Raw genomic sequence first — 9,352 nt, 5'->3', positions numbered from 1 at the left:
CGGGCGGATGCGCAGGTGAAGATCCGTGGTTTCCGGATCGAGCCCGGCGAGATCGAGGCCGTGCTGTCCGGGCATCCCGCCGTCGACCAGGTCGCCGTCGTGGTGCGTGAGGACCAGCCGGGCCACCGGCAGCTCGTGGCCTATCTCGTGCCACACCAGGAGATCGGCGCGGCGGAGATCCGCGCCTTCGTGGCCGGGCGGCTGCCCGAGTACATGGTCCCCGCGGTGGTGGTCGAGGTGGCGGAGCTGCCGCTGACCGCCAACGGCAAGCTGGACCGCGCGGCGTTGCCCGCCCCCGACTTCGGTGCTCTGGCGACCGGGCGGGGGCCGCGCACCGCGGTCGAGGAGCGGTTGTGCGCCCTGTTCGCCGAGGTCCTGGACCTGGAGTACGTCGGGGCCGACGACGGCTTCTTCGACCTCGGCGGCGACTCGCTGCTGGCCATGCGGCTGATCGCTCGCATCCGCGAGGTGCTGGGCACGGAGCTGAACGTCCGCACGCTGTTCGCCGAGCCCACCCCGGCCGGTGTCRCGGCATCCCTGGAGACCCGCGGCGAGGACGACGACTTCGACGTCCTGCTGCCGATCCGCACCGAGGGGACCCGGCCCGCGCTGTTCTGCGTCCACCCGGTGGAGGGCATCAGTTGGCGCTACACGGGCCTGGCCGACCACCTGCCCGCTGACCTGCCCATCTACGGCCTCCAGGCACGAGGCCTGGCCCGGACCGAGCCGTTGCCGCGGACCGTGGCGGACATGGCGGCCGACTACTTCGAACGGATCCGATCCGTCCAGCCCACCGGCCCCTACCACCTGCTCGGCTGGTCGCTGGGCGGGGTGGTCGCCCATGCCCTCGCCACCCACATCCAGGCACGGGGCGAGCAGGTCGGCCTCCTGGCGATTCTCGACGGCTATCCCGCCTCCACCGCCGTACGGAGCCGGCCGGAGGACGGCCGGGAGGTCATGCCGAAGGTCCGCGGGAAGATGGACCAGCGGCTGGACCGGATGATCGAGCAGGTCGTCGGCCGTGGGGACGTCGGCCGCGGGGACGTCGACGGCGAGCGGCTGCGCAGGATCCGCTCGGTGCTCGACAACACCATGAGGCTGGGCGCGGAGTTCACTCCGGATGTCCTGCACGGCGACCTGCTGCTGTTCGTCGCGCTGCTTGACCGGTTGCCCTCCCAGCCCGCAGCCGAGGCGCCCACCCTGTGGCGGCCCTACGTCGACGGGCGGATCGACGGTCACGAAATCTCAGGAGCCCACCAGGAGCTCATGCAGGCAGAACATCTCGCGGAGATCGCACGGGTGATCACCGAGAAGCTGGCACGACACGAGAGGTGAGAAAGGTGCCGACGACAAGCATTCGACCGCTCCTCCGTAGCAAGCCGCGCATGTGGGGATGGACCTTCCGATGACCATCAGCCTCGACCGGCCGGAGCCCCCGGCCGCAGCGCTCCCGCACGTCCGGCCGATCGCCAGGATCGCGGGTGTCGGGACCGCCGTGACCGCCACGTCGTACACCCAGCGGGAGCTGCTCGACATCCTGGGCGTGACGGATCCCAGGGTCCGCTCGGTCTTCCTCAACAGCGCGATCGATCGGCGCCACCTCACCTTGCCCCCGGCCGACGCTGCCGGCCGCCGGGTCTGCGAGCCGCAGGGCGACCTGCTGGACAAGCACAAGCGGCTCGCAGTCGGCATGGGGATCGAGGCCCTCACCGCCTGTCTGAAGGACGCCGGCGCCGAGCTGGCCGACTTGGGCCATCTGTGCTGCGTGACCTCGACCGGATTCCTCGTCCCGGGGCTCAGCGCACTGATCATCCGCGAGCTGGGCATCGACCGGCACTGCAGCCGCAGCGACATCGTCGGCATGGGCTGCAACGCGGGCCTGAACGCGCTCAACGTGGTGGCCGGCTGGTCGGCGGCGCACCCGGGAGAGCTCTCCGTCGTGCTGTGCGTCGAGGCGTGCTCGGCGGCGTACGCGCTGGACTCCACGATGCGCACGGCCGTGGTCAACAGCTTGTTCGGCGACGGTGCCGCCGCGGTGGCCATGGTCGCCGGCACGCCAGGTCCGGGGGCGCGCATTCTGAAGTTCGCGAGCTGCGTCATCACCGACGCGATCGACGCCATGCGCTACGACTGGGACCGCGACCAGGGACGGTTCAGCTTCTTCCTCGACCCGCAGATCCCCTACGTGGTGGGCGCGCACGCCGAGCTGGTCGCCGACCGGCTGCTGGCGGGCACCGGCCTGCGGCGCAGCGACATCGCCTACTGGCTGGTGCACTCGGGCGGGAAGAAAGTCATCGACGCGGTCGTGGTCAATCTCGGGCTCACCCGCCACGACGTCCGGCACACCACCGGAGTCCTGCGTGACTACGGGAACGTGTCCAGCGGCTCCTTCCTGTTCTCCTATGAGCGGCTGTGCCAGGAGGGCGTTACCCGTCCCGGTGACCACGGGGTGCTGATGGCCATGGGGCCCGGCTCCACCATCGAGATGGCGTTGGTCCAATGGTGAGGGCGAAGGAGATCGTGCTGAGGATCGACGGCGCCCAGCCGTTGTCGGCCGAGTCGGTCCGCCGGGTCGCCGAGGTCTGCGACCGGGTGGAGGACTCCGGCGGGACCGCAGCCCTGGTCGCCCACGTGTCGGGCGCCCCGCGCGGCGGGGTGCCCGAGGACCTGACCGTCGGTCTCGTGACCAAGTGGGAGCGGGCACTGCGCCGGCTGGAGCGGCAGTCCGCGACGACGGTCGCCATCGCCTCGGGGGACTGCGGCGGGACGGCACTCGACGTACTCCTGGCCACCGACGTGCGCCTGGCCACCCCCGGCACTCGGCTGCTCGTCATGACCGACGGCGGGGCCACCTGGCCCGGGATGGCCCTCTACCGGCTCGTCCAGCAGGTAGGGACCGCCGCGGCTCGCCGGGCAGTGATGTTCGGCGCGCCGATCGACGCCGTCGAGGCGCTGCGGCTCGGGCTGCTCGACGAACTGTCCGACGATCCGGAGGGCGTGCCGGTGGAAGCCTTCCCCGGGCGGGAGCTGGCGATCAGACGGCAGCTGATGTTCGATGCGAGCACCACGAGCTTCGAGGAAGCGCTCGGTGCCCACCTGGCCGCCTACGACCGTGCGCTGCGCCGCGGGGCGGCATCATGACGGCCGGGGTCGCCGCCCCGCAGCGGGCGGAGAAGGCTCTGGCCGAGGCGGCCGAGCGCGCCGAGGAACGGCTCGCCGCGTTGCCCGAGCCCGCGGTGCGCTCACCCGAGCAGCGGGCCGAGGCCGCCGCCGTGGTGGACGGGATCCGCCTGCTGCGGGTCCGGTTCATGGACGCGCATGCCGACCAGGTGTACGACCGGCTCACGGCTGGCCGCACCATCAGGCTGCGGCTCGGTGAGCTGGTCGAGGCCGCCGCGACCGCGGTCCCCGGCCTGGTGCCCACCACCGGGCAACTCGCCGTGGAACGCGAGCGGCCGCAGAGAAACAAGGAAGGGCGCGAGATCGACCAGGGCATCTTCCTGCGGGYGGTGCTGCGCTCGCCGCTGTCCGGTCCGCACCTGCTCGACTCGATGCTGCACCCGACCCCGCGCGCGCTGGCGCTGCTGCCCGAGTTCCGCCGCACCGGTTCGCTGCGGCTGGAGACGGTACGCCTGGACCGGCGCGACGGGGTGGCCCACCTCACCATGTGCCGCGACGACTGCCTGAACGCCGAGGACGAGCAGCAGGTCGAGGACATGGAGACCGTCGTCGACCTGGCCCTGCTCGACCCGGCCGTCCGGGTGGGGCTGCTGCGCGGCGGGGAGATGAGCCATCCGCGCTACCGGGGCCGGCGGGTGTTCAGCGTGGGCATCAACCTCAAGCGCCTGCACGCCGGGGAGATCTCGCTGGTCGGGTTCCTGCTGCGTCGCGAGCTCGGCTACATCAGCAAGATCGTTAGAGGTCTGGTCGCCGGAGAGGGGGCGACCTGGCGCGGTGGCGTGATCGAGAAGCCGTGGGTGGCCGCCGTGGACACCTTTGCCATCGGCGGCGGGGCCCAGCTCCTGCTGGTGTTCGATCATGTCCTGGCCGCGGCCGACTCCTACTTCAGCCTTCCGGCCACGCGGGAGGGCATCATTCCCGGGGTCTCGGCGCTGCGGCTCAGCCGGTGCGCCGGGCCACGGCTGGCCCGCCAGGTCATCCTGGGCGGCCGCCGCATCTGGGCGACCGAGCCCGCGGCCCGGTGCGTGCTCGACGAGGTCGTCGAGCCGCACGAGCTGGACGCCGCCGTCGACCGGAGCGTGGCCCGGCTCGACGGGCCGGCGGTGGTCGCCAACCGGCGGATGCTGAACCTCGCCGAGGAACCTGTGGCGGAGTTCCGCCGCTTCGTGGCCGAGTTCGTGCTGCAGCAGGCGCTGCGGCTTCATGATCAGGATGTCATCGACAAGGTCGGCCGATTCGCCGGGAGCCTCGCATGAACGAGCCGCGGGTGCGCTACGCGAAGAAGGGCCACGTGGCCAGCATCATGATCGACCGGCCTGAGGTGTTCAACGCGCTGGACCAGCGGACTCACCAGGAGCTCGCCGCGATCTGGAACGACGTGGAGGCCGACGATGAGGTGTGGGTGGCGGTGCTGACCGGCGCGGGCGACCGGGCCTTCTCGGTCGGCCAGGACCTCAAGGAGCGGGCAGAGCTCACCGAGCGAGGCGCGCCCGCCACCTCCCTCGGTAGCCGGGGTCAGCCCGGCTGGCCCCGGCTTACCGAGCGCTTCACCCTGTCCAAGCCGGTGATCGCGCGGGTCAACGGGTACGCGCTGGGTGGCGGGTTCGAGCTGGCCCTGGCCTGCGACCTCATCGTCGCCGCCGAGCACGCGGTCTTCGGGCTGCCGGAGGCGCGGCTCGGCCTGATCCCCGGGGCCGGCGGCGCGTTCCGGCTGGCCCGGCAGCTTCCGCTGAAGACCGCGATGGGGTATCTGCTCACCGGTCGCCGGCTGACCGCCGCGACGGCACTGCGGTTCGGCCTGGTCAACGACGTGGTTTCCTACCCGGAGCTGGACGGCTGCGTCGCCGAGTGGACCGACGACATCATCAGAAGCGCCCCCCTCTCGGTTCGCGCCATCAAGGAAGTGGTGCTCAGATCTCTCGACATGCCGCTRCCGGAGGCATTCTCCGCCCGATACCACTGGGAAGAGCGGCGCCGGCACAGCCTGGACTCCGCGGAAGGGGTCCGAGCGTTCGTCGAGAAACGCGACCCAGAATGGGCTGGCCGCTGAGCCCGCGCCGTCCGCCGCCCACCGCTGGTGCGTCGTCCAGGAGAAAAGAATCCGTAATCGGGGGTGGGCGTCATTCCGGTTAACCAGCGGGCTGGGGTGGAAAGCGCGTCGAGGCGCAACGRACGGAGGGGCAAGAATGGACATTCATTCGATCGACCACATTGAGCTGTTCGTCGAGGACGCCGCGCAGGCTGCGGCCGAACTGTGCGATTCCTTCGGTTTCACCGTCACCGGCCGAGGCGGGCCGCGCACCGGGCTCAAGGGCTGCGAGTCGGTGCTGCTGCGGCAGTGCGACATCACTGTCGTCGTCACCGCCGCGACCAGCTCCGACCACCGCGCCGCCGAGTTCGTCCGTCGGCACGGCGACGGAGTGGCGGTCATCGGCTTCGCCGTCGACCAGGCGCAGGCCGCGTTCGCCGAGGCGGTGAATCGTGGAGCRGTGCCGGTCACGCCGCCCGAGACCCTGGGAACGCCGGGCGGCCGCGTGACCTTCGCGTCGGTGGCCGGGTTCGGCGACGTGGAGCACCGCTTCACCTCCCGGGAGGCGGTCGAGGGGCCCTTCTCGCCCGGCCTCATCGAGGAGACCGTCCCAGACCGCTCCAACGAAGGCCTGCTCAGGGCCATCGACCACGTCGCGGTCTGCCTGCCCGCCGGCGAACTGCACCCGACCGTACGCGCCTATCGGGACGTGTTCGGCTTCACCCGGACCTTCGAGGAGCGCATCGTGGTCGGCTCTCAGGCCATGGACTCCCAGGTGGTGCGCAGCCCGTCCGGCAAGGTCACCTTCACCATCATCGAACCGGACACCACCCGCGCCCCCGGCCAGATCGACGAGTTCGTCCGCTCGCACGGCGGGGCGGGAATCCAGCACATCGCGTTCCGCACCGACGACATCACGGCGGCGGTCCGGGACAGCGCGAAGCGCGGGGTGCGGTTCCTCACCACCCCGGCGAGCTACTACGAGGCGCTGCCGGCGCGGCTCGGCCCGGTCGGCGTCCCGGTGGAGACGCTGCGTGAGCTCAATATCCTGGCCGATCGCGACCACGGCGGCGTCATGCTGCAGATCTTCACCGCGTCCCGGCACCCCAGGCGGACCTTTTTCCACGAGCTGATCGACCGCCGCGGCGCCCACACGTTCGGCAGCAACAACATCAAGGCCCTGTACGAGGCCGTCGAACGCCAACGGGCCGCCGAGAGCGCCTGACCTCGGCCTTGGGGGAGTGAGCAGGTGGGAGCTGATCTCGTGCCCCGGCGCCTCATCGTCATCGGCGCCGGATTAATCGGCACCTCGATCGCCCTGGCCGTACGCGACCACGGCGCCGACGTGCTGCTGACCGACCGCGATCCGGCGGCGGCGCGGCTCGCCGCGGGCCTCGGCGCCGGGGTGGTGCTACCCGGTGGACCCRCCGCCTACCGGGGCGCTCCCGCCGACCTCGCGGTGCTGGCCGTACCGCCCGCCGCCGTGCCTGCCGCCCTGCGGGACGCGCAGAAGCACCAGGTGGCCCACGTGTACACCGACGTGGCCAGCGTCAAGCAGGCGCCGATCGCCGAGGCTGCCAAGCTGGGCTGCGACCTCACGGCCTTCGTCGGAGGCCACCCCCTGGGCGGCAGGGAATGGTCAGGGCCGCTGGCCGCCCGGGCCGGCCTGTTCCGCGGCCGGTCCTGGGTACTGTGCCCCACCGGCGAGTCCGGCGCGGCCGCCGCCGCCACGGTGACCGCGCTGGTGCGGGCCTGCGGCGCGCGGCCGGTCCTGATGGATCCCGCCGAGCACGACCGGGCGATGGCGGTGATCTCGCACGCCCCGCACGTGGTGGCCTCGGCGATGGCGGCCCGCTTCGTGGACACCCCGGAGACAATCATGAGGCTGACCGGGCAGGGTGCGCGCGACGTCACCCGGATCGCGGCGGGCGACCCTCGGCTGTGGCTCGGCATCATGTCGGCCAACGCCCATCCGATCGCCGACGTGCTCGACGAGGTGGCGCGGGATCTGGCACGTACGGCCTCGGCGCTGCGGTCCGAGGGGAACACCGCCGTCACCGATCTGCTGGTCCGCGGCCGGGTCGGGCACGGTCGCATCCCCGATCCACAGAAAGTGGAGGACAGCTGATGGAGACAACCCATTACCCGCGCAAGGAAGACCTGCGCAAGGAAGACCTGCACTCCAGCGTCGCCGATCCCGTCATGGACACGATGAACTTTCTCAACGAGGTCACCGTGCGTTTCCCCACGGCGATCTCGTTCGCTCCTGGACGGCCCTATGACGGCTTCTTCGACATCGAGCAGATCTTCACGCAGGTGCGGCGTTATCTCGATCACCTGGCCGAGCGGGGCGACTCGCCAGCTCAGATCCGCGACGCCCTGTTCCAGTACGGCCCGTCCGCCGGAMAGATCCRGAAGCTKATCGCCGAATCACTCCGGGTGGACGAGGGCATCGACGTGCCGCCGGAGTCCATCGTGGTCACGGTCGGCTGCCAGGAGGCGATGTTCCTGGCGCTGCGGGCGCTCATGCGGGACCCGGGCGACGTGCTGGTCGTCTCCAGCCCGTGCTACGTGGGGATCACCGGCGCGGCCCGGCTGTTGGACATCGAGGTGACCCCGGTCGAGGAACGGGCGGACGGGCTGCACTGCGCCGATCTGGCGGCCGCGGTCGCGGCCGAGCGGGCGCGCGGGCGCCGGGTCAGGGCCGTCTACGTGGTCCCCGACCACTCCAACCCCTCCGGGGTGACCATGCCGCTGCCGGCCCGGCGGGCGCTGCTCGACCTGGCCGTACGCCTTGACCTGCTGATCCTTGAGGACAGCCCGTACCGGCTGGTCAGCCCGGGCCCGCAGGTGCCGACGCTGAAGTCGCTCGATCCGGCGCGCCGGGTGATCCACCTCGGCTCCTACTCCAAGACGGTCTTCCCGGGGGCCCGCGTCGGATTCGCGGTCGCCGACCAGGTGGTGCGGGACGCCTCCGGAGGGACCGGGCTGCTGGCCGACGACCTCGCCAAGATCAAGAGCATGGTCACGGTGAACACCTCGCCGCTCAGCCAGGCCGCCATCGCCGGGGCCCTGCTCGCCGCCGACGGCCGGATCTCCGAGCTGAACGGCGAGACCTCGGCCTACTACGGCGACACCATGCGCGCCATGCTGCAGTGCCTGGACAAGCACCTGCCGGCCGAGCGGCGGGCCGAGCGCGGGGTGAGCTGGAACTCACCCCGCGGCGGATTCTTCCTGACCATGCGGGTGCCGTTCCGTGCCGACAATGCCGCGCTGACCCGTTCGGCGCAGGACTTCGGGGTTATCTGGACGCCGATGTCCTACTTCTATCCGAAGGGCGGCGGCGACCACAGCATCCGGCTGTCCACCAGCTACCTGACCCGCTTCGACATCGAGGAGGGCATCGCGCGGCTGGTCGGCTTCGTGGAGTCGCAGGCCAACCCGCCGCGCTGAGTCGGTTACCGCACTGAGTCGGTTACCGCACCGAGCCGGTTACCGGGGTGAGCCGGTTACCGGGGGCCATGGGTCGGCTGGCCGGGTGAAGCCTATGAACGGGGCGTGCACGATGACGAGGCGTGTCGTTCGGTCATCGAATCTGAGTGGACATTTTCAGGGCCGGATGTCCAACTGCTGAATCGGACATCTGGCCGGGTACCGCCTTGCTCTGCCCGTCACGGGTCGGTTACCTTACAGTGGGATGAGTCGTTATCCCCAAATGGTCGCCGACGGAGAGAGGTAATGGTCATGACCAATCCCTTCGAGGACGAGTCCGCCAGCTATTTCGTGCTCGTCAACGACGAAGGCCAGTATTCGCTCTGGCCGGTCTTCGCCGAGGTTCCAGGAGGCTGGTCCATCGTCCACGGTGAGGACTCCAGAAAGGCGTGCCTGGACYTCATCGAGGAGAACTGGACGGACATGCGGCCCAAGAGCCTCATCGCGGAGATGGCGGAGTACGRGACCGCCGACTGACGGCAGGTCTCGCCGCACCACTCGATACCGGACRGATGAGGCGGGGACGTCGATGCCTGGTACTGCGGACCTGACACTACCGGAGATGTTTCAGGCGCAGGTGGTCGCGCGGCCTGATGCGGTGGCGGTGGTCTGTGAGGATGTGCGGTTGACCTATGCGGAGTTGGATGCCGC

Annotated in this window: 9 protein-coding genes; all 9 read left to right on the top strand. The window is 70.7% G+C overall.

Annotated features, from left to right (window positions below):
- On the top strand, positions 1-1,335 hold a 1,335-nt coding region (locus Manayef4_RS22025; protein WP_139140187.1), incomplete at its 5' end, for an alpha/beta fold hydrolase.
- A gap of 70 nt (positions 1,336-1,405) precedes the next feature.
- Positions 1,406-2,506, top strand: a complete 1,101-nt coding sequence (gene dpgA / locus Manayef4_RS22020) for a 3,5-dihydroxyphenylacetyl-CoA synthase DpgA (protein WP_011436870.1) — start codon at positions 1,406-1,408, stop codon at positions 2,504-2,506.
- Positions 2,500-3,141, top strand: a complete 642-nt coding sequence (gene dpgB / locus Manayef4_RS22015; RefSeq protein WP_011436869.1) for an enoyl-CoA-hydratase DpgB — start codon at positions 2,500-2,502, stop codon at positions 3,139-3,141. Before dpgA ends, dpgB begins: the two co-directional genes overlap by 7 nt.
- Positions 3,138-4,436, top strand: coding sequence for a (3,5-dihydroxyphenyl)acetyl-CoA 1,2-dioxygenase DpgC (dpgC, locus tag Manayef4_RS22010; protein WP_070133262.1), 1,299 nt, complete (start codon positions 3,138-3,140; stop codon positions 4,434-4,436). The genes dpgB and dpgC overlap by 4 nt, the downstream gene beginning before the upstream one ends.
- Positions 4,433-5,230 (top strand): enoyl-CoA-hydratase DpgD, encoded by a 798-nt coding sequence (dpgD, locus tag Manayef4_RS22005; RefSeq protein WP_023842177.1) that lies wholly within the window; start codon positions 4,433-4,435, stop codon positions 5,228-5,230. The genes dpgC and dpgD overlap by 4 nt, the downstream gene beginning before the upstream one ends.
- Before the next feature lie 136 nt (positions 5,231-5,366).
- Entirely contained in the window at positions 5,367-6,434 is a 1,068-nt protein-coding gene (gene hppD, locus Manayef4_RS22000) for a 4-hydroxyphenylpyruvate dioxygenase (RefSeq protein WP_011436866.1), read from the top strand.
- Positions 6,435-6,458: 24 nt separating this feature from the next.
- The gene (locus Manayef4_RS21995; RefSeq protein WP_070133260.1) at positions 6,459-7,337 is read left to right on the top strand and encodes a prephenate dehydrogenase; all 879 of its coding nucleotides are present in this window, start codon (positions 6,459-6,461) and stop codon (positions 7,335-7,337) included.
- The gene (locus Manayef4_RS21990) at positions 7,337-8,662 is read left to right on the top strand and encodes a PLP-dependent aminotransferase family protein (protein ID WP_070133258.1); all 1,326 of its coding nucleotides are present in this window, start codon (positions 7,337-7,339) and stop codon (positions 8,660-8,662) included. The genes Manayef4_RS21995 and Manayef4_RS21990 overlap by 1 nt, the downstream gene beginning before the upstream one ends.
- A gap of 291 nt (positions 8,663-8,953) precedes the next feature.
- On the top strand, positions 8,954-9,178 hold the full coding sequence (locus Manayef4_RS21985; protein WP_070133266.1) for an MbtH family protein: 225 nt from the start codon (positions 8,954-8,956) through the stop codon (positions 9,176-9,178).
- Positions 9,179-9,352 lie beyond the last annotated feature (174 nt).

Source organism: Frankia sp. CgMI4, assembly GCF_001756285.1.
GTDB lineage: Bacteria > Actinomycetota > Actinomycetes > Frankiales > Frankiaceae > Frankia > Frankia casuarinae.
Note: the sequence above shows the minus strand (reverse complement) of the source record. Positions and strands in the feature narration are given on the sequence as shown.

Bases quoted from the DNA above. Each gene is read 5' to 3' on its own strand.
- dpgB (WP_011436869.1), top strand. From the start codon at position 2,500: ATGGTGAGGGCGAAGGAGATCGTGCTGAGGATCGACGGCGCCCAGCCG.
- dpgA (WP_011436870.1), top strand. From the start codon at position 1,406: ATGACCATCAGCCTCGACCGGCCGGAGCCCCCGGCCGCAGCGCTCCCG.